At 72.0% G+C, this 25,566-nt stretch carries 16 protein-coding genes and 4 pseudogenes; 8 read left to right on the forward strand and 12 right to left on the reverse strand.

Annotated features, from left to right (window positions below; genetic code table 11):
• Positions 1–12: 12 nt before the first annotated feature.
• Together V8690_RS08325 and V8690_RS08330 are read right to left on the reverse strand one after the other, a co-directional pair.
• Positions 13–972: pseudogene (locus V8690_RS08325) on the reverse strand (hypothetical protein); the annotation flags it as partial.
• Positions 969–4,442 carry a DNA polymerase III subunit alpha gene (locus V8690_RS08330; RefSeq protein WP_338776945.1) on the reverse strand — a complete coding sequence of 1,158 codons (3,474 nt, stop codon included), beginning with the start codon at positions 4,440–4,442 and terminating at the stop codon, positions 969–971. The gene V8690_RS08330 and the pseudogene V8690_RS08325, both read right to left, overlap by 4 nt.
• 156 nt (positions 4,443–4,598) lie before the next feature.
• Between V8690_RS08330 and V8690_RS08335 the strand changes: the two are divergent.
• Positions 4,599–4,882 (forward strand): annotated as a pseudogene (locus V8690_RS08335) (DUF3533 domain-containing protein); the annotation flags it as partial.
• Positions 4,883–5,046: 164 nt separating this feature from the next.
• Here V8690_RS08335 and V8690_RS08340 read toward each other — a convergent pair.
• The 3 genes and pseudogenes from V8690_RS08340 to V8690_RS08350 all read right to left on the reverse strand — a co-directional run.
• Entirely contained in the window at positions 5,047–6,129 is a 1,083-nt protein-coding gene (locus V8690_RS08340; protein ID WP_338776947.1) for a S1 family peptidase, read from the reverse strand.
• Positions 6,130–6,525: 396 nt separating this feature from the next.
• On the reverse strand, positions 6,526–7,431 hold the full coding sequence (locus tag V8690_RS08345; RefSeq protein ID WP_338785286.1) for a S1 family peptidase: 906 nt from the start codon (positions 7,429–7,431) through the stop codon (positions 6,526–6,528).
• A gap of 246 nt (positions 7,432–7,677) precedes the next feature.
• Positions 7,678–8,233 (reverse strand): annotated as a pseudogene (locus V8690_RS08350) (hypothetical protein); the annotation flags it as partial.
• Positions 8,234–8,522: 289 nt separating this feature from the next.
• On the opposite strand from V8690_RS08350, the gene V8690_RS08355 reads away from it, so the two are divergent.
• Positions 8,523–8,960, forward strand: a complete 438-nt coding sequence (locus V8690_RS08355; RefSeq protein WP_184982151.1) for a cell division protein SepF — start codon at positions 8,523–8,525, stop codon at positions 8,958–8,960.
• A gap of 50 nt (positions 8,961–9,010) precedes the next feature.
• Here V8690_RS08355 and V8690_RS08360 read toward each other — a convergent pair whose 3' ends face one another.
• Positions 9,011–10,201 carry an acyl-CoA dehydrogenase family protein gene (locus tag V8690_RS08360; RefSeq protein WP_338776951.1) on the reverse strand — a complete coding sequence of 397 codons (1,191 nt, stop codon included), beginning with the start codon at positions 10,199–10,201 and terminating at the stop codon, positions 9,011–9,013.
• A 342-nt stretch (positions 10,202–10,543) separates the two neighbouring features.
• Positions 10,544–12,148 (reverse strand): MFS transporter, encoded by a 1,605-nt coding sequence (locus tag V8690_RS08365; protein ID WP_338776952.1) that lies wholly within the window; start codon positions 12,146–12,148, stop codon positions 10,544–10,546.
• 297 nt (positions 12,149–12,445) lie between these two features.
• On the opposite strand from V8690_RS08365, the gene V8690_RS08370 reads away from it, so the two are divergent.
• Complete coding sequence (locus V8690_RS08370) at positions 12,446–13,615, forward strand: hypothetical protein (protein ID WP_338776953.1); 1,170 nt, start codon at positions 12,446–12,448, stop codon at positions 13,613–13,615.
• A gap of 227 nt (positions 13,616–13,842) precedes the next feature.
• Positions 13,843–14,844, forward strand: a complete 1,002-nt coding sequence (locus V8690_RS08375; RefSeq protein WP_338776955.1) for a phosphatase PAP2 family protein — start codon at positions 13,843–13,845, stop codon at positions 14,842–14,844.
• 93 nt (positions 14,845–14,937) lie between these two features.
• Here the strand turns inward: V8690_RS08375 and V8690_RS08380 are convergent, their stop codons facing one another.
• Entirely contained in the window at positions 14,938–15,153 is a 216-nt protein-coding gene (locus tag V8690_RS08380; protein ID WP_338776957.1) for an I78 family peptidase inhibitor, read from the reverse strand.
• Positions 15,154–15,579: 426 nt separating this feature from the next.
• Between V8690_RS08380 and ctaD the strand changes: the two are divergent.
• Positions 15,580–17,106 (forward strand): annotated as a pseudogene (ctaD, locus tag V8690_RS08385) (cytochrome c oxidase subunit I); the annotation flags it as partial.
• A gap of 43 nt (positions 17,107–17,149) precedes the next feature.
• On the opposite strand, the gene V8690_RS08390 reads toward ctaD, so the two are convergent.
• The 3 genes from V8690_RS08390 to V8690_RS08400 are packed head-to-tail and all read right to left on the reverse strand — an operon-like array spanning position 17,150 to position 20,045.
• Positions 17,150–18,190, reverse strand: coding sequence for a YafY family protein (locus tag V8690_RS08390; RefSeq protein WP_338776958.1), 1,041 nt, complete (start codon positions 18,188–18,190; stop codon positions 17,150–17,152).
• Between the two features lie 39 nt (positions 18,191–18,229).
• The gene (locus tag V8690_RS08395) at positions 18,230–19,516 is read right to left on the reverse strand and encodes an ABC transporter substrate-binding protein (RefSeq protein ID WP_338776960.1); all 1,287 of its coding nucleotides are present in this window, start codon (positions 19,514–19,516) and stop codon (positions 18,230–18,232) included.
• Positions 19,491–20,045: a hypothetical protein gene (locus tag V8690_RS08400; RefSeq protein ID WP_338776962.1), complete on the reverse strand. Its 555-nt coding sequence runs from the start codon at positions 20,043–20,045 to the stop codon at positions 19,491–19,493. Before V8690_RS08400 ends, V8690_RS08395 begins: the two co-directional genes overlap by 26 nt.
• A gap of 143 nt (positions 20,046–20,188) precedes the next feature.
• Here V8690_RS08400 and V8690_RS08405 point away from each other — a divergent pair, with 143 nt between their 5' ends.
• Genes V8690_RS08405 through V8690_RS08415 form a run of 3 tightly spaced genes read left to right on the forward strand, consistent with a single transcriptional unit; the run spans position 20,189 to position 24,306 of the window.
• A complete protein-coding gene (locus tag V8690_RS08405; RefSeq protein WP_338776964.1) occupies positions 20,189–20,656 on the forward strand; it encodes a hypothetical protein in 468 nt (155 codons plus the stop codon).
• A 9-nt stretch (positions 20,657–20,665) separates the two neighbouring features.
• Entirely contained in the window at positions 20,666–23,668 is a 3,003-nt protein-coding gene (locus V8690_RS08410) for an ATP-binding cassette domain-containing protein (RefSeq protein ID WP_338776966.1), read from the forward strand.
• Positions 23,665–24,306: an ATP-binding cassette domain-containing protein gene (locus tag V8690_RS08415; RefSeq protein ID WP_338776968.1), complete on the forward strand. Its 642-nt coding sequence runs from the start codon at positions 23,665–23,667 to the stop codon at positions 24,304–24,306. Before V8690_RS08410 ends, V8690_RS08415 begins: the two co-directional genes overlap by 4 nt.
• An 81-nt stretch (positions 24,307–24,387) precedes the next feature.
• Here V8690_RS08415 and V8690_RS08420 read toward each other — a convergent pair whose 3' ends face one another.
• Positions 24,388–25,029 (reverse strand): transglycosylase family protein, encoded by a 642-nt coding sequence (locus tag V8690_RS08420; RefSeq protein WP_338776970.1) that lies wholly within the window; start codon positions 25,027–25,029, stop codon positions 24,388–24,390.
• Positions 25,030–25,566: the final 537 nt, after the last annotated feature.

Consider the following 25,566-nt stretch of genomic DNA (forward strand, 5'->3'; position numbering starts at 1 on the left):
GTCCCCCAGTCCCCCGGGCATCACCGCCCGCGGGCCGAACTTCGCTCGCGCGCGGTCCGCGACCTCCTCGATGCGGCGGACCTTCTCGTCCACGGGGTCGAAGGTCAGCTGGTAGGAGGCCTGGTCGGCAGGGTCGAGCCCCTCGGCGCGCAGGGCGATCGCGCGGACCCGGGCGCGTTGCAGGCCGAGCGCCTCGTACATGCCGTACGCGGCCCTGGTCAGGTCCGGCGAGTGTGCGCTCGGTTCGTTCAGCTTGCGGCTGCGGGTGGTGGCCGAGCGGTCGGCGTAGCGCACGGTGAGGGTGAGCGTGCGGCAGATCTTGTCCAGGGCACGCAGCCGGGCACCGATCTCCTCGGCGGCCGACAGCAGGGCACGGCGGTGGCGGTCCGGGTCCAGTTCGTCGCGGTCGAAGGGGCGTTCCGTGGCCAGGGAGCGGGAAACCGCGTTCGGGACGACCCGGCCGCGGTCGACGCCGTTCGCCTTCTCGTGCAGCTCGCGGCCGGTCTTCGCACCGACCAGCCGCTGGAGCGTGGACAGCGGCGCTGCGGCGACCCTGCCGAGGGTGTCGAGGCCGTAGTCGCCCAGCGTACGGGCGGTCGCGGCGCCCACGCCGGGCAGCGCGGCGACGGGCTTGTCCGCGAGGAACTCCGCGATGGCGTCCCGCTCCTCGGGCACCGCACACGTCACCCCGGGCACGGCGTCGCCCAGCGCCACGCGGGCCAGAATCGGCCCGGGCCCGGCACCGATCACGCAGTCGACGCCGTACAGCGCGAGCGACCGCACCCGGATCACCGAGGCCAGTTCGACGGCGTCCCGCCCGAAGTACCGCTCTGCGCCCCGCAGGTCGGCCAGCGCCCCGTCCGGCGGCAGGGCCTGGACGACGGGGGTGAACTCCTCGAGCATCCCGAGCAGCCGGGGCAGGTCGGCCTCGCGCGTCGGAGGCAGCTGGAAACGTACGCAGAGGATGGTCATCCCGCACTCCCCGGACTCTGGTGCCACAACTTTCTTCCCACCGCGGGCCCTTCACCCGCGGGACGCAGATCGGCCCAGGGGTGCATCTCGTACCCCGTGGACATGCGGATCTTCCGACGCTCCGCCGGATCCTGGGACGCGGAGCCCGCCGCCGGCCCCTCGCCACCGTCACCGTCGCCGCCGCCGGAATCGCCGGCACCGACACCGGCACCGGCCAACCGGGCCGCGACCCCCTCCAGCCCCTCCTCCCGGCGCACCTCCAGCAGCTCCGCGAGGTTCCAGGCGGCGGCGCCCACCACGCTGAGGCTGCGCGGGCCGCGCCGCTGCACCACCCCGCGCACCAGCAGCAGCCAGGAGTGGAAGACGGTGTGGGCGCAGGCGTCGTGGGAGTCGTCGAAGAAGGCGAGGTCGACCAGGCCCGTGCCGTCGTCCAGGGTGGAGAAGATGACCCGCTTGCCGGACCGGATCGGCGGCGTCTGGGTGGCCGCCTTGGCGCCCGCGACCAGCACCGTCTCCCCGTGCCGGGCCTCACGCAGCCGCCGCGCGGACACCACGCCCAACTCGTCGAGGAACGCCCGGTGATCGTCCATCAGGTTCCGCGAGGCGTCCATGGACAGCACGCCCAGCTCGGCACTGAGCCGCTCCGACGAGGTGAGGTCGGGCAGCCCGGCCGGGGCCGTCTTCCGCCCGCCGGCCAACGGCAGCTGGCCACCGCCCGCGCCTCGCGCGCCCCGGTGCAGTTCGGTCAGATGCAGTTGCAGATCACGCCGGTTGGCGCCGAACGCGTCCAGCGCTCCGACCTGCGCGAGCCGCTGGGCCAGCGGACGACTGGGCCGGCCTCGCTCCCAGAAGTCGACCAGCGAGGCGTACGGCTGCCCTTCGGCGATCCGCGCCGCCTCGGCCTCGCTGATGCCGTGCACATCGGAGAGCGCCAGCCGCAGCCCCCATATACCGGACACCAGTTCGATACGGTGTGCGACGCCCGACGCGTTCACATCCAACGGCAGCACCGGCACCCCGCGCCGCCGCGCGTCCGCCAGCAGCAGCCGCTTCGGATACATGCCGGGGTCGTGCGTGAGCAACCCCGCGTAGAAAGCGGCCGGGTGATGCGCTTTCAGCCATGCCGACTGGTAGGTCGGTACGGCGAAGGCGACCGCGTGGGCCTTGCAGAAGCCGTACGACCCGAAGGCCTCGACGATCTCCCAGGTCCGCTGGATCGTTTCCGCGTCATACCCGTTCGCCGCCGCGTGCTGCGCGAACCACACCTTGATCCGCCCCTGCGACTCCGGATCCGACAGCCCGCGCCGCACCCGGTCCGCCTCACCGCGCCCGCAGCCGGTCATGATGTCGACGATGTCGATGATCTGCTCATGGAAGACGACGACCCCGTACGTCTCCTTCAGCGGCTCCTCCAGATCCGGGTGCGGATAGCGGATCGGTGCCCGCCCGTGCCGCGCCTCGATGAACGGCCGCACCATGTCGGCGGCGACCGGCCCGGGCCGGAACAGCGAGATGTCGACGACGAGATCATGGAAGGTGGCCGGCTGGAGCCGCCCGACCAGGTCCCGCTGCCCCGGCGACTCGATCTGGAAGCAGCCGAGCGTCTCGGTGGACCGGATCAGCCGGTACGTCGCCGGATCCCCCGGCGGCAGGGCGTCCAGACCGACCCTGACGCCCGACACCCGCTCCACCTCCGCCACGGCGTGCGCCATCGCCGACTGCATCCGCACCCCCAGCACGTCCAGCTTGAGCAGCCCGAGGTCCTCGACGTCGTCCTTGTCGAACTGGGACATCGGAAAGCCCTCGCCGCTGGTCGGCATGACCGGCGTACGCGCCAGCAGGGAGGCGTCGGACAGCAGCACCCCGCACGGGTGCATGGCCACCCCGCGCGGCAGCGCGTCCAGCGCCTCGACCAGCTCCCACAGCCTCCCGTACCTCTCCTTCTCCCCCGCCAGCGCACGCAGTTCGGGCAGCTCCTCCAGCGCGGCGCGGGCGTCCCGCGCCCGGATGTGCGGAAAGGACTTGGCGACCCGGTCGATCTCGGCCGGGTCCATGGACAGCGCCGCCCCCACGTCACGGATCGCATGCCGCACGCGATACGTCTCCGGCATCGCGACCGTCGCGACCCGCTCGGTGCCGAACCGGTCGATGATCGCGCGGTAGACCTCCAGCCGGCGCGCGGACTCCACGTCGATGTCGATGTCGGGCAGCACGACCCGCTCCTTCGACAGGAACCGCTCCATCAGCAGCCGGTGCTCGATCGGATCGGCGTGCGCGATCCCGAGCAGATGGTTGACGAGCGACCCCGCACCGGACCCCCGGGCGGCGACCCGGATGCCCATCTCCCGCACATCGTCGACCACTTGAGCCACGGTCAGGAAGTAGGAGGCGAAGCCATGATGGGCGATGACGTCCAGCTCGTAGTGCATCCGCTCCCAGTACTCCCGCCGCCGGTCGTACCCGCGCAGCACCATCCCCGCCGCCGCCCGCGAGGCAAGCGTCCGCTGGGCGGTACGTCGCCCGGCGCCGACCAGATGCGGCTCGGGGAAGTGGACGGTACCGATCCCGATGTCGTCCTCGGGATCGACCAGGCACTCGGCGGCCGTGGCCTCGGTCTGCTCCACCAGCCGGTGAGCGGTGTCCCGCCGGAACCCGGCGGCCTCCACGATCCGCTCCGCCACCCCGAGCATGGCCCCCGCGCCCTTGAGCCAGGCCTCGCCGGAGTCCAGCTCCTTGGTCGGGTCGACGGGCACCAGCCGGCGCGCGGCGTCCAGCACGTCGGCGACCGGCCCCAGCCCCGGGTCGGCGTACCGTACGGCGTTGCTGAGCACGGGCCGGATCCGCTGCTCGGCGGCGAACCCGACGGTCCGGGCGGCCAGCCGCAGAGAGCCGGGCCCCGTACCTTTCCGGCCATGCCAGACGGCCTCCAGCCGCAGGGCGTCGCCGTAGACCTCACGCCAGGGCACGAGCAGCCGCGCCGCACGGTCGGGACGCCCGGCTGCCAAGGCACGCCCCACATCCGAATCGGGCCCGAGCAGCACGGTCACGCCCTCGGCTTGATTGCGCTCCCAGGGCAGCAGGGGCGTCCTCTCCCCCTCATGCACGGCCGAGACCAGTCGGCACAGCCCGGCCCATCCACGGGCACCGTCCCGGGCGAGAAAGGTCACCCGGGGGGCCGACTCGTCGACGAAGACGCCACCGCGCACAGGAGTCCGGCGCCGCCCCCGCCCGGTCCCGGGCTCGGGCGGCTCCGCTCCCGCCACCGCCAGATCCGCCCCGAACACCGGACGGACCCCGGCCTTCGCACAGGCCTTGGCGAACCGGACGGCACCGGCAAGCGTCTCGCGATCAGTGAGAGCCAGGGCGTCCATGCCCCGCTCGGAGGCACGCTCGGCCAGCCGCTCCGGGTGCGAGGCTCCATACCGCAACGAGAACCCGGAGACGGTGTGCAGATGCGTGAAGCCCGGCACACGCACCTCCCGCACTCGTGAACCACACCGGCTCTCGAACATCTGTTCCCAGCTACCTCACCCCCACCATAGACCAATTCTCGAATACATGTGCGACATCCGCTCGGCCCCGCCCCACCTGCGGAAACACCGCGTCGCCCCAGACCGCGGAGGCACTACGTGGGAGCCCCGCACGACCCGAAACCCAAGGACGTGCCCTTCGCGGTGGTCGCCCCCGGTGCGGCGTCCGGGCAAGCCGTAACCCGACTGGACCGGCTGCCCGGCTCCCCCTGGACCCCCGCGCCCTGCCCGACGAGTCCACGGCCCGGAACCAGATCACGAACCGCGACATCGACGGCGCCCTGATCATCAACCCCGCCGGCACCGACACCCTCCTGGCCGCCTCCGGCGGCGGCAGGGTCCTCTCCACCACCCTGACCACCCTCGTCACCACCCTGGAGACCCTCCGGCGCAGCCCCGACCCACCACCCGCGCGCAGGCGCGACACAAGCCCCCACCGAAGCTGCACAGGCCGCCGCAGGCACCCCGCCCAACCGCCGGAGGCACACGCGGAAGTCCCGCCCCTCACACAAGGGGCGGGACTTCACAACCTGGAACCCGGAACTCAGCCGATCTCGGTCCCGGTAGCCGACAGCGCCTCCGTCACAGGCTGGAAGAACGTCTCCCCACCGGACGTGCAGTCACCGCTGCCACCGGACGTCAGCCCGATCGCGTTGCTGCCCGAGAAGAGCGAGCCACCACTGTCACCGGGCTCCGCGCACACGTCGGTCTGGATCAGACCGTTCACGATGTCGCCGTTGCCGTAGTTCACGGTGGCGTCCAGCCCCGTGACCTTCCCGTCATGCACCTGGGTCGTCGAACCGCTCCGCGTGACCTCCATGCCGACCGTCGCCTCGGAGGCACCCGTGATCTTCTGCGTCGAGCCGTTGTAGAGGTTCACCTCGCTCGGGTGAGCCACATCCGCGGTGTACTTGACCAGCCCGTAGTCGTCACCGGGGAAGCTGGAGTCCGCGTTGGTGCCGATCTCCTTGCCGCTGGAGTCCGACCACGTCGAGATGCCCTCGGTGCAGTGCCCGGCGGTCAGGAAGAACGGTTCGCCACCCTTGACCACGTTGAAGCCGAGCGAGCAACGGCCACCGCCACCGGTGATCGCGTCGCCACCGGCGATGAAGGGCTTGTACTCGCCCTTCGTCCGCTTGAGTTCGGCCTTCGGGCCGAGCCCGTCGACGACCTTCGTCAGCTTCGCCCACTCGGCCTTGGACACCGTGCGGTCGGCGGTGACGACGATCTTGTTGGCCGTCGGGTCGGTCACCCAGGAGGTGCCCGGAATCGTCGCGTCCTGCTTCAGCGTGCCGCGGGCGCTCTTCAGTTCGGCGAGAGAGTTCGCCACGACTCTCGCCTTGGCTCCGGCCTTCTCGACGGCCTTGGCCGCGGCCTCGTCGAGCACGTTCACCACGAGGTTCTTGCTCTTCGTGTCGTAGTACGTGCCCGCCGCGTCGGCGCCCAGGTCCTCGGCCAGCGTCGAGGCGAGCTTTCCGGCCGCCGTGACCGACAGGGTCCGGGGTGCGGCGGTCTTTGGGGTCTCGCTCGCGTTCGCAGTCTGGAAGGTGACTCCCGCGGCGACCAGTGCGGCGATACCCGCACCTGCCACGGCTGCACGCCGCTTGGGTATGCGTCGGTGCTTCAACTCACGTCCTCCTGTGGGGGGTCGGTCCGAGAGGTTGTGGGGACCTCGCGGACCGGAAGGCTTTGTTGACGAGCGCCCACTATTCCGAGGACAACGGGGAGCACACAAGGTCGAGTTCAGGACGCGCGTAGATGAGGGACCGCACGCCCCCTCATTTTGACCGTCCACGGTCAAATCGGACTCAACTTCCTGCCGCTTCACGCGCGTTCACACTGCAAATATTACGCGTGAGTAATGTGTGCCCACTCTGTGAGGTCTGACCACGGCTGAAAATCGCCTGCCCGGCCGGCCCACGGCGACCCCACAGAAACACGACAACCCCACTGAAAAGGAGAAGCCCCCGCACGCAATGCGTGCGGGGGCACAAAACTCAGTCTGCTACCGACCGGGACCGGCCTAGTACACGCTGACCCCGTAGGCGCTCAGCGCCTCCGTGACGGGCTGGAAGAACGTCGTACCACCGGAGGAGCAGTTGCCGCTGCCGCCGGAGGTCAGACCGTAGGCGACGCCGTTGCTGCCGTAGAGCGAACCGCCGGAGTCACCGGGCTCCGCGCATACGTTGGTCTGGATCAGGCCGGAGACGATGTCCCCGCCGCCGTAGTTGACGGTGGCGTTGAGGGCGGTGACACGGCCGCTGTGCGTACCGGTCGTGGAGCCGTCGCGGATGACCGTGGTGCCCACGCTCGGGGTGGCCGCGCGCGTGATGTCCACGCCGTTGGCGGTGCCGGGACGGCTGACGGAGCCGCTGTAGCGGACGAGGCCGTAGTCGTTGCCCGGGAAGCTGGAGCCGGCGGTCGAGCCGATGACCGTGGTACGGCCGGAGTTGGAGTACCAGGTGCCCGCGCCGTCGGTACAGTGACCGGCGGTCAGGAAGTACTCGGTGCCGTTGCTGGCGCGGACGTTGAAGCCGAGGGAGCAGCGCCAGCTGCTCGCATAGATGGCGTCGCCGCCCTGGATCAGCTTGTTGAACTTGCCGTGGGTGCGCTTGATCGTGAGCGCGTCGGCGTTGGCGCCGGCCTGCTGCTTGATCTTCGCTATCTCGGCCTGGGTGACCGTGCTGTCGACGGTCAGGAGCACGCGGTTGGTCTTGCTGTCGACGGCCCAGGCGGTGCCCGGGATGTCGGCCTTCAGGATCGAGCCGCTGGCGCTCTTGAGCTCGGTGGCGCTGAAGGTGGCGGGGGTGTCGGACGCGTTCGCGCTGGGGATCGCGATCGCGGCGGCGGCGACGAGGCCGGTGGAAACGGCGATCAGCCGGGTCCGTCTCGAAATGCCGCTGCGGGGGGTGGTGCGCTTGATCCTCACTTTTCGTTCCTCCACAAAGGAAGTAGGGGGCCCTCGTGGGGTTTCGGGCCCGTGAGGCGCAGTCCTGGACCGGCTTGTTCGGATTCCGAACCTGCCGTGCCCCTGACAAGCGCTGTGGGGGAGTATTCGGCCGAACGGCCGGTAGGCGCAAGAGGGCTCTTTCGGCCGTGCCCTTTTGAACGACCTGTCACGAAGCCGCGCAACGGCCGGGGAAGACCCACGCCGGCAGCAACGCGCGATGGACAACCGGTTCCCCAAGGCTTCCAGCAGGTGGCCCAACCGTCCGAAGAGGCGCCCGGCCTCGGCGAGCGGCCGGCGTTGTGCGGCCGGCCGGCGAGGACCGCCGTGTGCGCGAAGGCGGCGGCGGTCGCGGTCTCGGTCGGTGCGGGGACCGTCGGCATCGCTGTGCCGGGCCCGGCGAGCGCCTCGACGCCGCCCCGCCGGTACACGGCCTCGGCCAGGACGGCCGTGTCGAACCCGACGGCGGAGCCGGTGCCCGCCCACGGCGACCCGGCGCGCGGTGCGCGCGACCGGCGCCCGGGCCGACAGTCCGCCGCCGTCGGCGACCTGGTCACGGCCCCGCCGTACGCAGACCGCATCACTCGGCGTGCCGGGTGTGCCTTCCACCTGAGCCTCCGTCAACTCAGGAACAAAAAGCCCGCCATGGTTCGTCACGATGCGCGGCGAACTGCCCGTGGTCCCCGCGGCCCGCGCGAGTCACAGCCCACGCAAATGAGCCATCCACTGGGCCGTGAAGGCTCTCACCGAGCCGGTGCCGACCGGGCCTGACCATTCCGAACACGACGTCCCCCCGTGCTCCGTACGACGTTTGGCGCCGCACGGTATCGGCCATCGCGTTCACCCATACGCACCGCTCATCACCCGTACGCCGCGAAGAATCATATTTCACTCACAGTCAGCAGCCGTTTACGGCAAGACCCTTGGGAAACACGGACTCTCGACGGATTCGCTGTGCACCAGTACCGTCACAAACCCCCCGTGCGGCGTCTATCCACTTGGCGCGCCATCCGCATCATGGACGACCATAGGGATGCGGAAAGCAAGAAAGACCGCTGTGAGAGGAGGCGTCCATGGGATCGGTACGCAAGGCAAGTGCCTGGCTTGGCCTCGTCGACGACAACGAAGACGAGCGTTACTACGACGACGACTACTCCGACGGGACCGAGCCCGGGGATGCCTGGGTCACCGATCCGCGCGTCAAGGTGGCCTCGGACGTCGCCGAGGAGAAGGGGCGCCGCATCGGCACGGTGACCCCGGACAGCTTCCGGGACGCGCGCGCCATCGGCGAGCTGTTCCGCGAGGGCGTGCCGGTCATCATGAACCTCACGGCCATGGACGCCGCCGACGCCAAGCGCGTGGTCGACTTCGCGGCCGGGCTGATCTTCGGCCTGCGCGGTTCGATCGAGCGGGTGTCGACCCGCGTGTTCCTGCTGACCCCCGCCAACACGGAGATCGTGAACGGCGACCCGGCCGCGCACCGCACGGACGGCTTCTTCAACCAGAGCTGAGGCAGGGCCGCTCACCGGCCCTGCCCCCTGCAGGGTTCACCGGACGGGGTCTACCGGAAGGCGTCGAGTCCGGTGAGCGCCTTGCCCAGCACGAGCTGGTGCATCTCGACGGTGCCCTCGTAGGTGAGCACCGACTCGAGGTTGGTCGAGTGCCGCATCACGGGATATTCGAGCGAGATCCCGTTGGCCCCGAGAATGGTGCGGGACGTGCGGCAGATCTCGATCGCTTCTCGTACGTTGTTGAGCTTGCCGAAGCTGACCTGCTCGGGACGCAGGCGGCCGGCGTCCATACGCCGCCCCAGGTGATGGGCGAGCAGAATCCCCTTGTGCAGTTCGACCGCCATGTCGGCGAGTTTGGCCTGGGTGAGCTGGAAGCCGCCGATGGGCCGCCCGAACTGCTCCCGCGACTTCGCGTAGTCGACCGCGGCCTCGAAGCAACTGCGGGCCGCGCCCATGGCGCCCCAGACGATTCCGTACCGGGCGTGCGACAGACAGCTGAGCGGCCCGCGCAGGCCGGTGGCCTCCGGCAGTACGGCGTCGGCGGGCAACCGTACCTCGTCGAGGACGAGTTCGCTGGTGACGGAGGCCCTGAGGGACCACTTGTGCTTGATCTCGGGGGCGGAGAACCCGGCGCTGTCCGTCGGCACGACGAACCCGCGGACCCCGTCCTCGGTCTGCGCCCACACGACGGCGACGCCGGCGACCGATCCGTTGGTGATCCACATCTTGCGGCCGTTGAGGACCCAGTCGGAGCCGTCACGCTTGGCGTACGTCCGCATGGAGGCCGGGTCGGATCCGTGGTCGGGCTCGGTCAGCCCGAAGCACCCGATGACCTCGCCGGCGGCCATGCGGGGCAGCCACCGCTGCTTCTGCGCTTCGCTGCCGAACCGGTGGATGGCGTACATGGCGAGGGAGCCCTGCACGGAGACGAGGGACCGGATGCCCGAGTCGGCGGCCTCCAGCTCCAGACACGCCAGCCCGTACTGCACGGCGGACGCGCCGGCACAGCCGTACCCCTCCAGGGACATCCCGAGGGCACCGATGCTCCCCAGCTCGCGGGCCAGTTCCCGGATCCCGGGCAGCTCCCCTTTCTCGTACCACTCGGCGACGTACGGCAGCACCCGGTCCGCGGCCCAGGCCCGCACGGTGTCCCTGATCCCGAGGTCCTCCGGTTCCAGGAGGTCGTCGAGGCCGAGGGGGTCGGTGGGGGCGAAGGGAGGAAGCTTGGACGACTCGGACATGCGGACACCCTCCGAAACTCTTTAACTAGCACCGCTAGCCAAGACGCTACGGTGTCTGCCCACCCACGCACCACCCGTAGCTGCCGGCTGACAGGCCGAGGTCGTCAGGTGGCACCGCGCCATCGGCGGCGCGGGCGTCATCCGGTCGCTTCGCCGCCCGGAAGCAAAGCCCCAGCCCGCGACGCCGCCGACGCACGGCAGCGCCCGCCCGAAGGGGTCTGTCTCCTCGCACCGGCGCGGGCGGACCGACCACCGCAAGCCGCCAACGGCGCCCCACCCCCACAGGCGACCTCCACCCCTCGGTCGGCAGATCCGGGTGGCGCGCGGGTGGGCAAAAGCACGTCACACCGAGACGCGCGACTCCGCAGCGTCCCTGGGTGCGGGCAAGTCCACCGCACCGGCGCCCTCACACTGCATGACCCGCGGCAACCGCAACGCCATCACCGCCCCGAGCAGCAACAACCCCGCACTCACCAGCAACGTCACATGCAGCCCGTGCACGAACGCATCCCGCGCGGCATGACGCAGAGCGATCCCGGCAGCCCCGCCCAGCTGCCCAGCAACCTCGTACGCCTCCCCCAGCGAATGCCCCGCGGCAGAGGCCGCCGGCTCGGGCACCCCCGGCACCCTCGACAGCCCCGGCGCGTACGCCGCGTTCATCACCGTGCCGAGCAGTGCGATCCCGATCCCCGCCCCCAGCTGGTACGACGTCTCCCCGATGGCCGCCGCGCCACCGGCCTGTTCCTGCGGCGCCTCGCTCAGCATCGACTCGTACGCCCCGAACAGCGTCGTCTCCAGCCCGAAGCCGAGCAGCACGAAGCCGGTCAGCATCAGCGCGCAGTCGTCCGTCCGGCCCAGCGCCGTCAGCAGCACCACCGCGAACGCCGTCAGGCAGAACCCGAAGCACACCATCCGCCGCGGCCCGAACCGCCGCAGCATCCGCGCCCCGGCCAGCCCGGCCGCCATCGCGGCGAACGTCAGCGGCAGCAGGCGCAGCCCGGTCTCCAGCGGTGACAGCCCGAGCACCAGCTGGAGGTACTGCGCGGCGATCAGTTCGAGACCGACCAGCGCGAGCATCGCCAGCACGATGCACCCGACGGACGTGCTGAACGCCGGCCGCGCGAACATCTTGAGGTCGACCAGCGGATGCGCCCGCCGCCGCTGCCGCCGTACGAACGCGATCAGCAGCACCGCGCCCACCACCAGCGGCAGGATGGTGAGCAGGCTCCCCACCGACTCCCCGCCGCCGAGCCGCTTGACGCCCAGCACCACCCCGAACAGCCCGACCGCCGCCATCAGCGCGCCGACCACGTCCCAGGGCCCTTCGCCGTCGCCCTTCGACTCGGGCAGCAGCAGTCGCCCCACCGGGAGACTGACCAGCATCAACGGGATGTTGACGAGGAACACCGAACCCCACCAGAAGTGCTCCAGCAGGAAGCCGCCGAGCAGCGGTCCGACCGCCGCGCCCACCGCGGCCACGGCGCTCCAGATGCCGATCGCGAGCGCCCGCTCGCGCCGGTCGGGGAAGACCTGCCGCAGGATCGACAGGGTCGCCGGCATGATCATCGCGCCGCCCACGCCGAGCAGCGCCCGCGCCACGATCAGTACCTGGGCGTTGTCCGCCAGGGCCGCCAGGCCGGAGGCGACGCCGAACAGCGCGTACCCGAGGAGCAGGACCCTTCTGCGGCCGACGCGGTCGCCCAGCGTGCCGAACAGGATCAGCAGCGAGGCGCAGACGAGCGGGTAGACGTCGACGATCCAGAGCAGCTCGATCCCGCCGGGCTTCAGGTCCTCGGTGACGGCGGGGACCGCCACGTGGAGCACCGTGGCGTCGACGGCGACCAGCAGCAGGCTGACGCAGAGGACGACGAGAACCACCCAGCGGTTGGCACCGGCCCCGGCCGCCCGACGGCGCAGCGCAGCGGCGGCCGTGGTCGTCCCGGACATGTACGTACCTCCCAGATGTTCCCTCGCGATCGGCGGGCTCACGGGGTGGGGACATCCCCGCGACTCGGCCGGAGAGGAGCGGTGGTCTCCGGCCCGCGCAAACGAAAAGCGAGTGACACGTCAGGGTACGCGAGTCCGCGCCGGAGCCGAGTGGCGGGCCTCTCACCCGTCCGGCGGAAAGATGTGGCGTACGCCACTCCTCCTCCGCCGTCCGCCACCCCGATGCCGACCACTCCCCCTCCGTCGACCACGCCCCGGGCGGCCGGCCGGTTCCGGCCCGGGTCGATAATCGGGCCCGTGACCGATCTTGAGACGCGCGCGGCCCCGGCCCGCGCCGGGGCGCTGCGCCGGGCGGCCCCGGCGCTCCTCGGGTACGCGGCCGTCCGTGCCCTGGGCCTCGTCGCCCTGGCCCTGTGGAGCGCTGCGCGCGACAAGAGCGCGTACACGCTGCTGACCGCTCGCTGGGACGCGCTCTGGTACACCAGGGTCGCCGAACTCGGCTACGGCTACGAGGTGCGTCTGGCGAACGGGGACGTGCACTCGAACCTCGCGTTCTTCCCGCTGCTGCCCTGGCTGGAGCGGCTGGTGGCGGCGGTGTCCCCGCTGACGTACGCGGACGGCGGTTTCCTCGTCAGCCTGGTCGCCTCCCTCGCCGCGGCGTGGGGGATCTTCGCGGTCGCGGACCATGTGTACGGCCGCCGGACCGGGGTGTGCGCGGTGCTGCTGTGGGCCGCGCTCCCGGTCGGGATCGTGCAGTCGATGGCGTACAGCGAGTCGCTGTTCACGGCGCTCGCCGCGTGGTCGCTGTACGCGGTTCTGACCGGCCGCTGGGTGAGCGCGGGCACGCTGGCCCTGCTGGCGGGGCTGACCCGTCCGGTCGGGGTGGCGGTGGTGGCCGCGGTGTGGGTGGCGGGCATCGCCGCCTTCGCAGCGGAGCGGCGCGCGGGTGACGCCGACGGTCCCGGCCCGCGCACCCGACGTGTCCTCGGCATGCTGCTCGCCCCCCTCGGCACCGCCGGATACGTGCTGTGGGTCGGCCACCGCACGGGCAGGGGTCCGCTCGGCTATCTCGCTGTGCAGGCGGGATGGCGCAACGGGTTCGACGGGGGTTACGCCTTCGCCCGGTTCGTCGCCGAAAAGTTCACGTCGTTTCCCTCGGCCCTGGCGGGTGCCGGGCTCGTCGCCGGGGTCGCGTCAGCCGTATGGCTGTACGCGGTCGGCGTACGTCAGCGCCAGCCGCTCCCGTTGCTGGTCTACACCGGAGTCGTCACCGCGCTCGCCCTGTGCGCGTCGAGCTACTTCGGCTCGAAACCGCGCCTGCTGATACCCGCCTTCCCGTTGCTGCTGCCCCTCGCCCTGGCCCTGGCCCGGCTGCGTATGCGCAGGTCAGCGCTGGCCCTCGGGCCGATGGCGGTCGTCTCGGCGGTGTACGGGGCGTTCTGGCTGAACGGCTCGGGTCCGCCCTGACCCACTGTGAGCACCCGGAGAATTCCGCACCATGCCCCGGTGAACGAATTCAAAAGCGCAATAAAACCCCCATCCGAAATGATCAAAGGAATTGAAGGCCACAGAGCCCGGCGATTGCAGATTCGCTGGAAATAAACCTCCTCCTGAGAGGAATCCCACATCACATCGTCATCACAAAGCCGTTGATTCGACGGGGATCCGAGCTCACTCGCTGTAACGTCGATTGGGTGCGTACCGAACCGAAGCTCACCCGTCTGGACCGGGTGTTCGCCCGGCTGGACCGTGAGCCGGAACGACCGGCCCACATCGATGTGCCGAAGATGAGCAGGCACCGCATCGTGCTCTTCGCGGCGACCCTGGCCTTCTACGGCGCGATCGTGTGGGCCGTGATCATCACGTCCTGGCTTGTCCGGCTCGACTGGCAGGTCATGTTCTTCCGGCCGTACCAGCAGTGGTCGGAGATCCACTGGTTCGTCGACTACTACGTGGTGCTCGGCCAGCGCGGTCCGACCGCGGTGATGGTCGCGGCCTGGCTGGGCTGGCGCTCCTGGCGGCAGCACACCCTGCGTCCGCTGCTCGCCCTCGGTGTCTCGCTGCTCCTGCTGAACGTCACGGTCGGCGCAGCCAAGTACGGCATGGGCCGGCTGGGACCGCACTACGCGACCGTGATCGGCTCGAACGAGATGTGGCGCGGCGGCGATATATTTCCGAGCGGTCACACCGCCAACGCCGTGGTGACCTGGGGAATCCTGGCCTATATGGCCTCCACCCCGAGAGCGCGCCGCTGGCTGTCCGCCGTGTCCGCCGTGACCTCGCTCGGCGTCGGCATGGCCACCGTCTACCTCGGTACGCACTGGCTGAGCGATGTGCTCCTGGGCTGGGCCGCGGGGCTGCTGATCCTGCTCGCCCTGCCCTGGTTCGAGCCGCTGATCGCCCGTTCCGAGGCCAGGATCTTCGACCTGCGCGACCGCCTGCGGACCCGCCGGAGCCGTACGGCGTCGGCTGCCGCCCCGGTCAGCGCGCCGCCCGTGGTGGTCACGCCGCTGCCCGCCGACCGGGACGACGTCGCGACCGGCTCGCCCCGGGCCCCGGCCTACCTGGCGCCGGGACCGCACACGGCCCGCTCGGAGCGCACGCCGATCAGCCCCACGGGCAGCCGCCGCCCGCCGCACGCGGAGCGGCATCCCCGCGGCTCGGCCTCCTCGGCTCGCCCCCTGACGGGCGGCTGACCACCACGACGAGCGGCGGGACCGGTGCGCACACCCCGTTCCGGCACGGCGAAGGCCCCGGTTCCGGAGCGGAACCGGGGCCTTCGCGGTGTCTCAGCCCTTCCAGGCCCGCGCCACCCGGCCGCCCTTCACCTCGAAGTTCAGCCGGCCCACGCGGTACTCCATCGTGATGATCGCCCCCGGCGGCAGCGAGCGCACCGTCGACCAGCCGCGCTCACGCGCGAGGTGTTCGGCCCGGTCGGCATCCAGGCCGACATAGGTGTCCGGGCTGTCGTCGGGTTCCGCGGAAGGTGTCGGAATCGGTGCCATGCCGCCACGCTATGCCGTGCCCGGCGACCACGGAAGTCCGGGCCGGCAACACCTGTCCCTGTCCCTCCCCTGTCACGCTTCTGTCACAAGATCACGACAGGTGTTTCGGGCGCTGTGCGTCACACGGACGAGCGGTTTCGTAGGCCTTCCGCAGGCATTCGATCCTAATTCCCGCGTGTCATATGAGCCCATGGAAAAGCGCGGCGGAAAGTTCCGGGAGAAGTGACTCGGGCCCCGTTCCATTCCGGCGCCGCACCGGTCCAAAGGAACCGCCGGCGCACAGGAAATGCATGGCTTCGGCACAGAGAGGCCGATACGCCCCCTGTCGGGGCGCTCGGTGACGCGAGCATCATGGCGTGAGCTCGCGGGCACGTGTGGCGCGGGCTGCGGCGGGCCCGGCACGCGATGCGAAGGGGCGAGCGAGCGATGGGGACGCAGACCGTACAGGCGACGGCGCGGCCCGTGCCGAGGAAGAAGCACGGGCGGGTGGTGGTCGACTGGCTGACCACGACGGACCACAAGAAGATCGGCCACCTCTACCTGATCACGTCCTTCGTGTTCTTCCTGATCGCCGGTGTCATGGCGCTGCTGATGCGCGCCGAGCTGGCCCGCCCCGGCCTCCAGCTCATCACCAACGAGCAGTTCAACCAGGCCTTCACGCTGCACGGCACGATCATGCTGCTGCTGTTCGCGACACCGACCTTCGCGGGCTTCGCGAACGAGCTGATGCCGTTGCAGATCGGCGCGCCCGACGTCGCCTTCCCGCGGCTGAACATGCTCTCGTACTGGCTGTTCCTGTTCGGCGGGCTGATCGTGCTGGGCTCGCTTCTGGTGCCCACGGGCCCGGCGGACTTCGGCTGGTTCGCCTACGCCCCGCTGAACAGCGCCGAACGCTCGCCGGGCATCGGCGCCGACCTGTGGATCATGGGGCTGGCGCTGTCCGGCTTCGGCACGATCCTCGGCGCGGTCAACTTCGTCACGACCATCATCGGGATGCGCGCGCCCGGCATGACGATGTTCCGGATGCCGATCTTCACCTGGAACACGCTGTTCACGTCGATCCTGATCCTGATGGCGTTCCCGGTGCTGGCGGCGGCACTGCTGGTGCTGGAATCCGACCGGCGGTTCGGCTCGCACGTCTTCGACGCGACCAACGGCGGGGCGATCCTGTGGCAGCACCTGTTCTGGTTCTTCGGCCATCCCGAGGTGTACATCATCGCGCTGCCGTTCTTCGGCATCGTCACGGAGATCATCCCGGTCTTCAGCCGCAAGCCGATGTTCGGCTACCTGACGCTGGTGGGCGCGACGATGGCGATCACCGGCCTGTCGGTGGTGGTGTGGGCGCACCACATGTTCGCGACGGGCGCGGTGCTGCTGCCGTTCTTCTCCTTCATGACCTTCCTGATCGCGGTGCCGACGGGCGTGAAGTTCTTCAACTGGATCGGCACCATGATCAAGGGCTCGCTGTCCTTCGAGACGCCGATGCTGTGGGCGACGGGCTTCCTGGTGACGTTCCTGCTCGGCGGGCTGACCGGGGTGATCCTGGCGTCGCCGCCGCTGGACTTCCATGTGACCGACACGTACTTCGTCGTGGCGCACTTCCACTACGTCGTCTTCGGCACCGTCGTCTTCGCGATCTTCGCCGGCTTCTTCTTCTGGTGGCCGAAGTTCACCGGGAAGATGCTCGACGAGCGGCTCGGCAAGATCCAGTTCTGGACGCTCTTCGTCGGCTTCCACACCACGTTCCTGGTGCAGCACTGGCTCGGCGCCGAGGGCATGCCCCGCCGGTACGCGGACTACCTCGCCGCGGACGGGTTCACCGCGCTCAACACCGTCTCGACGATCGGCGCGTTCCTGCTCGGCATGTCGACGCTGCCGTTCCTCTACAACGTGTGGAAGACCGCCAAGTACGGCGAGAAGGTCGAGGTCGACGACCCCTGGGGCTACGGCCGTTCCCTGGAGTGGGCGACCTCGTGCCCGCCGCCCCGGCACAACTTCACGACGCTGCCCCGGATCCGGTCGGAGTCGCCGGCGTTCGACCTGCACCATCCGCAGTACGCGGCGGTGACTGCGCAGCCCGAGCCAGAGCGCCATCAAGCCGGTCCCGAGTCCTCCTGATCGCCTCGATCAGCCCGTCGGGTTCGAGCACCTCGAACTCGAAGCCCAGCATCATCACGTGGATCACCATCACGTCGAGGCTCCCGGCGCCGCACCGCAGCAGGCAGCTGTCCGGGCCCTCCGCCTCCAGCACCCCGGCGCTGGGCGAGATGTGCGCGGCGGCCTCCTCCAGGGGCGCCAGGAGCCGCACGACCGCGTGAGTGGCGTACACGCGAGTGGAGACGCCCTGCGAGACGTAGGCGGCGAGGTCCTCGGCGGGCGACTCGCGCGGCACGAAGCGCGGGCCGTGCGGTGGCCTGGGGGTGATGCGGTCCGCGCGGAACGTGCGCCAGTCCTCCCGGTCGAGGTCCCAGGCGACCAGGTACCAGCGGCGCTCGGTGCACACCAGGCGGTGCGGTTCGACACTGCGGCGGCTGGTGGTGCCGTCGTGTCCGCGGTACTCGAAGCGCAGGCGCTCGGCGTCCCGGCAGAGGTGGGCGAGCTCGGTCAGCACGGCCGGGTCGACGGCGTCGGGCACAGGGCCGCGCAGCATCGGCACGGTGAAGGCGTTGAGGGCTCCCACGCGGCGGCGCAGCCGGTTCGGCAGCACCTGTTCGAGTTTGGCCAGGGCCCGTACCGAGGTCTCGCCGATGCCCTCGATGCCCTGCCCGGCCGCCGTGCGCAGCCCGATCGCCACGGCGACGGCCTCGTCGTCGTCCAGGAGCAGCGGGGGCAGCTCGGCGCCCGCGCCCAACTGGTAGCCGCCGCCCGTGCCGGGGCTGGCGTTGACCGGGTAGCCGAGATCGCGCAGCCGGTCCACGTCCCGGCGCAGGGTGCGGGCGCTGACGCCGAGCCGCTGCGCCAGATCGCGGCCGGACCACTCGCGGTGGGCCTGGAGCAGGGACAGCAGGCGCAGCAGGCGTGCCGAGGTCTCCAACATGGGGGCGAGTCTGCCAGCCCTTGCGGACAGCCGCTGTCCTCAAGGCTCGTAGGCCAGCTGGGGGACGTCGAAGCAGGTGCGGTTCATGTCCCCCTGGCCGACCCAGCCCTTGCCGTCCTGCCAGCGGGCCACCGACAGGCAGGTCCGGCTGGTTCTCGGCGGCTCGGCGCGCCGCTCGAACTCGACGGGCAGGAGCAGTCCGCCCGCGGTGTATCCGTCGCTGCGGTTCACGTAGGCGTCGACGCACGCGCGCGTGATGCCCGTCCTCGCGCAGGACTTGGCGGCGTCCGTGAACCAGCGCGCGGCCGCCCAGCCCTCCAGTTGCCACTGCGAGTGCGTCTTCAGGTGCTTCGTCGCCTCGCGGAACTCCCGTACGGCCGGGTGGCCGGTGTCGTCGTAGTTGCGGCTGGAGCCGGTCGCCCAGAGGGCGTTGCGGCAGCGCGGGGCGTCCTCGTAGGCGTCGGCGACGGTGGACGCCCAGTTCTGGACGTTGGTCACCTTGGCGGTGACGTCGGCGCCGACCTCGTCCATGGCCTGGCACAGCCGGGCGTTGCCGTGGCTGTCGATGGCGTCGAAGACGAGGTCGGCGCCCTGTTCCTTCAGATCGGCCGCGACGGCGCGGAAGTTGGGCAGGGCGAAGTCGACCTGCTCGGTGACGACCTGGTAGCCCTCGGCGCGCAGGCCCCGTTCGACGAGCCGGGCGTAGGCGGCGGACGCGGACTGGTTGTACGAGACGACGGCGGCGGTCCGGGCGCCGTGCTCGCGCTTGAAGTAGCGGTAGACCTCGGTGCCGCCGTACAGCTTGCCGTCCCAGCCGGTGGTGCCGTCGCGCGGCGCGAGGCTGCCGTAGATGCCGTAGAGGTGCGGGTAGGTGTCGTAGGCGCTGCCGATGGGCTGGCCGCCGATGTCGGGCACGCGCGCGCGTGAGACGCGGGAGGCGCCCGCGTAGTCCAGGGCGGTGGTGGCGACGAGGGCGACCACCTGGTCCTCCTCGACCAGGCGGTGCACGCACTCGTTGTTGCCGACGCCGCTGCCGCCGTCGTCGCACAGGCGGACCTCCACGCGGCGGCCGTCGATGCCCCCGCGCGCGTTGAGCCGGTCGAACCACGCCTTGGCGCCGTCGCGCGGGCCGGTGAAGGCGGCGCCGCCGACCGGGCTGGTGGCGCTGGTGATGATGCCGACCCGCAGGGGCGCGGCGTCGCGGGGCGTGGAGGTGCGGTCGTCGTGCTCGAAGTCGCTCTCCGGGAGCCGGCTGCCGCAGGCCGCGCTCAGGGCGAGCAGCAGCACCGCGGCGAGGGCCTCAGCAGCCCGGGACCGGCGACGCATTGCCGCTCAGTTGCACCAGCGCGCACAGCGTCTTGGCGGACACCTTCCAGGTGCCGTCCTGCTCGACGGCCGTCCCGGAGGCGTCCGGCAGGGCGGTGGCGCCCTTCAGACTGAGCGTGTACGTCACGTCGGCTTCGGTCGCCGAGGTGAACTCGATCTTGGTGACCTTCGCCTGGACCTGCCGGCCGCGCTCGTCACCGCTGAAGGCCTGGAGGACGGGGCCCATCCGGTCGCCGTTCTCCAGGACGGCCTGCTTGTCCTGGAGAGAGGTCTTCGGGTCGAAGAACTGCTGCCAGTTCTGCCTGATCTCGTTCTCCGCCGCGGCCCGGTCCGCCGGCGCGCTGGCCGGCGCGGTCGCGGTCCGGTCCACGGTCGGTTGGGGCGGTGTGGCCTCGCCGCCGCCGTTGTCGTCACCACATGCCGCGAGGGCCAGGGCCAGGACCAGGGCGGCCGCGATCGCCGTACCCCGTCCCACTGCTCGTGGGCCCCGTGTCGCGTTCCCCCGCCTGAGGTCGCTGCCGAGAACCATCTGGCTCACCACCGGGTGTCGGTCCGGACCATGGGCGCCCGGTGCTTTCAGGGTCAGCTTCCAAGGGGCATAGTGCAAGCGATCGGCGGACTCGAACAGGCGGCCAGGCGCGTGCCCGGACAACCGACGTGTGGGAGCCAGCGATGCGGACAAGCCGACTTCGGACCGTGCATCCCGTCCTCTGGGCCGGCTGGGCGGCGCTGGCCGCCGGCGCGGTGCTGTGCGCCGTCGGCTGGTACGGCGTCTCCGGGGAGCGCTTCGCCGAACGGCAGCTGCCCTACCTCGCCTCCTGCACGGTCCCCGGCGCGGCGCTGATCATCTCCGGGGCGGTGCTGCTGGCCCACGGCCGGAGCTCGATCGCCGCCGCGCGCGTGGAGGAGCTGTACGGCCTGCTGGTGGCGGCCGAGGCGGACGAGACCGGGCAGACCGCCCTCGCGCCCCTCGCGGTCAGCGGCGAGTTGCTGATGGTGCCGGGCGGCACGCTGTGGCACCGCGCGGACTGCCCGCTGGTCGCGGGGAAGGCGGTGGCGGTCCCGGTGGACTCCAAGCTGGTGGCGAGCGGCGAGCTGGGCCCGTGCCCGATCTGCGAGCCCGCCGAAGAGACCGACTGAGCCCGGCCGATGTCCTCGCTGACGTACGACCTCACCCTGGCCGGTCTGGCGGTCGGCAGCGCGGCGGCGCTGACCGGGATCGGCCTGATCGTGACGTACCGCGCGACCGGCGTGCTGAACTTCGCGCACGGCGCGATCGCGATGGTGTGCGCCTACGCGCTGCGGCAGTGCGTGGTCGAGTGGGGCTGGCCGCTGTGGCTCGGGGCCGCGGTGACGCTGCTGGTGCTGGCGCCGGGGCTGGGGGTCGTGCTGGAGCGGTTCGTCTTCCGGCCCCTGGCGGTTCTCGGCGGTGACCCGGCGCAGACGCTGGTGGCGTCCCTCGGGGTGTTCGTGCTGCTGGTGGGCGGGGCGGCACTGCAGTGGGGGCAGGGGGCGCGGGACGACGCGCCGGAGGTGTTTCCGGACGAGCCGTGGGGGCAGCTGGCGGTGGTGCTGGTGCTGGCCGCCGGGGTCGCGGCGGTCGTCCGCCGGACGCGGTTCGGGCGGGAGCTGCGGGCCGTGGTCGACGACCGGCAGCTCGCCGTGCTGGGCGGCATCGACGCGGACCGGGTCGCGGCGGCGGGCTGGGCGTTCGGCTCCTTCACGGCGGGCCTGACCGGCGTACTGCTGGCGCCGTACGTGCGTCTCGACCCGTACGGGCTGCCGCTGCTGGTGATGGAGGTAGTGGCGGTCGCGGTGGCCGCGCGGATGCGGAGCCTGCCGGTCGCGGTGGTGGTGGCGCTGGGCGTCGGGGTGGCGCAGAGCCAGCTCACGCGGCTGCACCCGTCCGGGTGGGGCGCGCCCCTGCTCCAGGCGGCCGGCACGAACCTGTTCGTCGTCGCCCTGCTGGTCGCGGCCCTGGTCCTGCCGGGCGTGGGCACGCGTGACGCGCTGCCGCGCACGGCCACCGCCCGGGTTCCGACACCGCCCGGCGCGTGGGTCGTGGCGGCCGTGCTGTTCCTGCTGCCGCTGGGCCTGGCCGGCCGGGACCTGCACACGTCGATCCAGGTGCCGGCGCTGGCCGTCGTCCTGCTGTCCCTGGTGGTGGTCACCGGCCGCGGCGGCCAGATCTCGCTGGGGCAGGCGGCCTACGCGGGTCTGGGGGCCCTGTTCACCGCGCTACTGGCGGCGGGCCGCTTCCCGGGCCTGCCGGCCATGCCGGAGCTGTCGGCCCTCGCGGTGGCGGTCGTGCTGGTGGCGCCGCTCGGCCTGCTCACGGGCTGGCCGGCGATCGGCCGCCGGGGCCTGGCGCTGGCGCTGGCGACGTTCGCCGTCGGCGTGGGCGTGAGCCGCTTCGTCTTCGCCCAGCCGTACGCCACGGCGGGCCTGTCGCTGGGCCGCCCGGCGGGTTTCGAAGGGGACCGTGTGTACTACGTCCTGGAGCTGCTCCTGCTGGCGGTGGCGCTGCTGGCGGCACACGCGCTGCGCCGGGGGAGGACGGGCCGGGCTCTCGCGGCCATGCGGGACCACGAGGCGGGGGCGCAGGCGGCGGGTGTCCGGGTACCGTCCCTCAAGCTGCTCGCCTTCGTCGCGGGCGCCGCGCTCGCCGCGCTGGGCGGCGGCATGCTCGGCATGGGCCTGCGCGCCTTCGACCCCGCCGCCTTCGACCCCGTGCGCGGTCTGCTGTGGTTCGCCGCGGTCGTGGTGCTGGGCGCCGACAGCACCCTCGGCGCCCTCGCCGCCGCGGCCCTCCTGGTCGGCCTGGACGCGGGCACGCGCGGCGGCGTTGCGGCAGCCGTGATCGGCGTCCTGGCGGTCCTCGTGGGCCGCTTCCCCGGCGGCCCGTACGAGGCCCTGCGGACGGCGATGGAACGCCTGCGCCTGCGCCGCGGACCTGCCCTCACACCGGCGGGGACGCGGGCCCGCGGGCTGCTGCGCCGGGCGGAGCCGCGGGCGGCACACAGGGCGCCCGTGCCGACGGGGGCGACGGCGACACGCGTGGTGCGGGAGGCCGAGGGCACGGGGGCGGACGGGCGTGCCGGCCTTACGGGGGACGAGAGCGGAACGGCGCCGCGCGCCGCCACCGTGGACGGACGGCGAGCGACTCCGGGCGCCGGGCCCGCGGGCCGCGAGGCGCCTCAGCCGCCGGTCCACGGCCCCTCGGCCCCCGGCGCCCATCGCCCGCCGGCGGCTGCGGCGGACGGGACGCCGGGGTCCGCCCCGGCGGACCGCCACGGCTCGCCCGACGAGGCGCGCCCCGCCGGTGCCCGGCCCCCTGCCGCTCCTGCGCCCTTGGCAGCGGGCGAGGCGACCGCCGGGCCCTTCAAGGAGCCCTTGCCGCGCACGGCAGGGGCTCGGCCAGCGGCCCGACCGCCCACCGGCCCTACCACCACACCCTCCCCCGTCCTCACCGCCCGCCGCCTCCACGCCCACTACGGCGGCTTCACCGCCCTCGACGGGGTCGACCTGGACGTCTCCCCCGGGCGGATCACCGCGGTCGTGGGCCCCAACGGGGCCGGAAAGAGCACCCTGTTCCACTGTCTGGCCGGGACGCTGCGGCCCGCGCGCGGGTCGGTGCGCCTCGACGGGCGGGACATCACCGCCCTGCCCGCGCACGCCCGCACCCGGCTCGGTGTCGCGCGGACCTTCCAGCAACTGGCCGTCTTCCCGTCGCTGACCGTGGCCGACAACGTCCGGGTGGGCGCCGAACAGGCCCGGGTGACCGATCCGGGCGCCGTGGAGCGGACGCTCAGGCTGCTCGGTCTGGACGGGCCGGTGCGGGCGCTGCCCGCCGCCGGGCTGCCCACGGGGACGCTGCGCCGCGTCGAACTGGCCCGGGCCCTCGCGGGCGCCCCGCGCGTCCTGCTGCTCGACGAGCCCGCCGCCGGCCTCGACACCACAGAAGTGGCCGCTCTCGCCCGGGTCCTGAAGGCCCTGGCCGCCGACGGCACGGCCCTGCTCGTCGTCGAGCACGACCTGGACCTGGTCGCCGGCCTCGCCGACGTCGTGCACGTGATGACGGCGGGCCGGATCGTCGCCTCCGGCCCGCCCGGGAGCGTCCTGGACGGCCTGGGAACGGAGGCCGGGCGATGACCACCATCTCCCTGCGCCACGCGCGCGTGCGCTACGGCCCGCTGGAGGCCCTGCACGGCGTCACCCTCGCCGCCCCCGGCCCGGGCCTGACCGTGCTGCTGGGCCGCAACGGCTCCGGCCGCAGCACCGCTCTGCGGGCCCTGGCCGGAACGGTGCCCCTGTCGCGTGGCGCCGTGGTGTGGGACGGCGCCGACGTGACCCGCGTACCGGCGTACGAGCGGGCCCGGCGCGGGCTGTGCCTGGTCCCGGAGCGGCAGGCCGTGTTCGGCTCGCTCACCGTGCGCGACAACCTCGAACTCGCCGCCCCGGACCACGGCCCGGCCCTCGACGCCTATCCGCAGCTGCGGCCCCTGCTGGAGCAGCGCGCCGGCACCCTCTCCGGCGGGGAGCAGCGCATGCTCGCGCTGTCCCGGGCGCTGCTGGCACGCGCGCGCGTGGTGCTGGTCGACGAGCCCGCCCAGGGCATGTCGCCCTCGGTCGCGGCCCGCACCTACGAGCTGCTGAGCGCGCTCGACGCGTGCGTGGTGATGGCCGAGCAGCGCCTGCCGCCCGCCCTGCGGGACCGGCCGGTTCTGGTATACGAACTGCGTCGTGGAGCCGTCGTGTTCGCCGGGGAGGCGAGCGAGCTCGGACAGTGAGCTCGGGCAGTGGGCCGGAGACACGCCGAGGCCCCGTCCGGCCGGCCGGACGGGGCCCGCGTGTCCCGGCGCGGGAGCGGCTCAGATTTCGAGGCGCAGGCCGGGCACGATCACGTCGGGATCGCCGCCGATGACGGCCTTGTTGGCGGCGTAGAGGTGCTGCCAGGTGGTCCCGTGCCGGGCGGCGACGCCGCTCAGCGTGTCGCCCTCGCGGACGGTGTGGTCGCCACGGGAGGAGCCGCGGTCCGGGTGTGCCGCGGAACGCGCCGGCGTCTTCGAGGGCTTCGCCGGGGCGGGCTCGGCGGAGGTCACCGGGTCGGCCGCGGACGCCGCCGGTGCGCTGCCGCTCGCCCCGGCGCGTGCCGAGCAGGTCGGCCAGGCGCCCCAGCCCTGGGCGCGCTGGACCTTGGTGGCGACGGCGATCTGCTGGGACTTGCTCGCCTGGTCGGCGGTGGGCGCGTAGGCCGTGCCGCCGTAGGCGCGCCAGGTGGAGGCGGCGAACTGGAGTCCACCGTAGTAGCCGTTGCCGGTGTTGATGTGCCAGTTGCCGCCGCTCTCGCACTGGGCGATGCGGTCCCACACTCCGCTGTCAGCCGCCGCGGCGTTTCCGGTCGCGGCGAGCAGTCCGAGGGGCGCGAGCAGTGCCGCCCCGGCGAGGACCGCCGTCGTACGAACCTGGTTCTTCCGAGCGTTGTCGCGCGTGGTATCGGCACATTCGGACATGTAGTTCCCTCTCGAAGCACTCGGGGTCCCCCAAGGCGGAACGCCACGCCCCGCGCCATGGGGCACGTGGGTCGCGCTCGCCCCGTCCGCCGGAGTGGTGCTGCGCGTGGTTCCGGAGAATCACGCGGCCGGCGGACGTACCCGAGCGGTGCTCGCTGCACACGGCGGAGGAATCTAAGGAGGTTGACGGGTCGTCATCAACCGATGGCCCGTCATGCCAGGCCAGTTCCCCTATACCTCGGGTAACGGCTATTTCCGGACACCCACTTCATTCCTGGATTTCCTGATATGTCGACCACCCCGCCCGACGACCTGTGACCCACCTCACCCCTTCAACACCCTCTACGCAGTGGGGACTTGACGGTGAGTACGCGATTCCGCGCCGGGCGTGACCCTGTGCGCTGGATGGTTCGATTCCGTTCGCTCTGGGGCGTGACTCCCGCCACAGATCGCCCGTTGTCTTCTTCATGAGCCGGGGCCCACCCGGACCACGGGCCGGGAGCCACCCGGTTCTGCCACGCACCGCATCCCCGAGGG

It is taken from the genome of Streptomyces sp. DG1A-41 (assembly GCF_037055355.1).
Classification (GTDB): Bacteria; Actinomycetota; Actinomycetes; order Streptomycetales; family Streptomycetaceae; genus Streptomyces.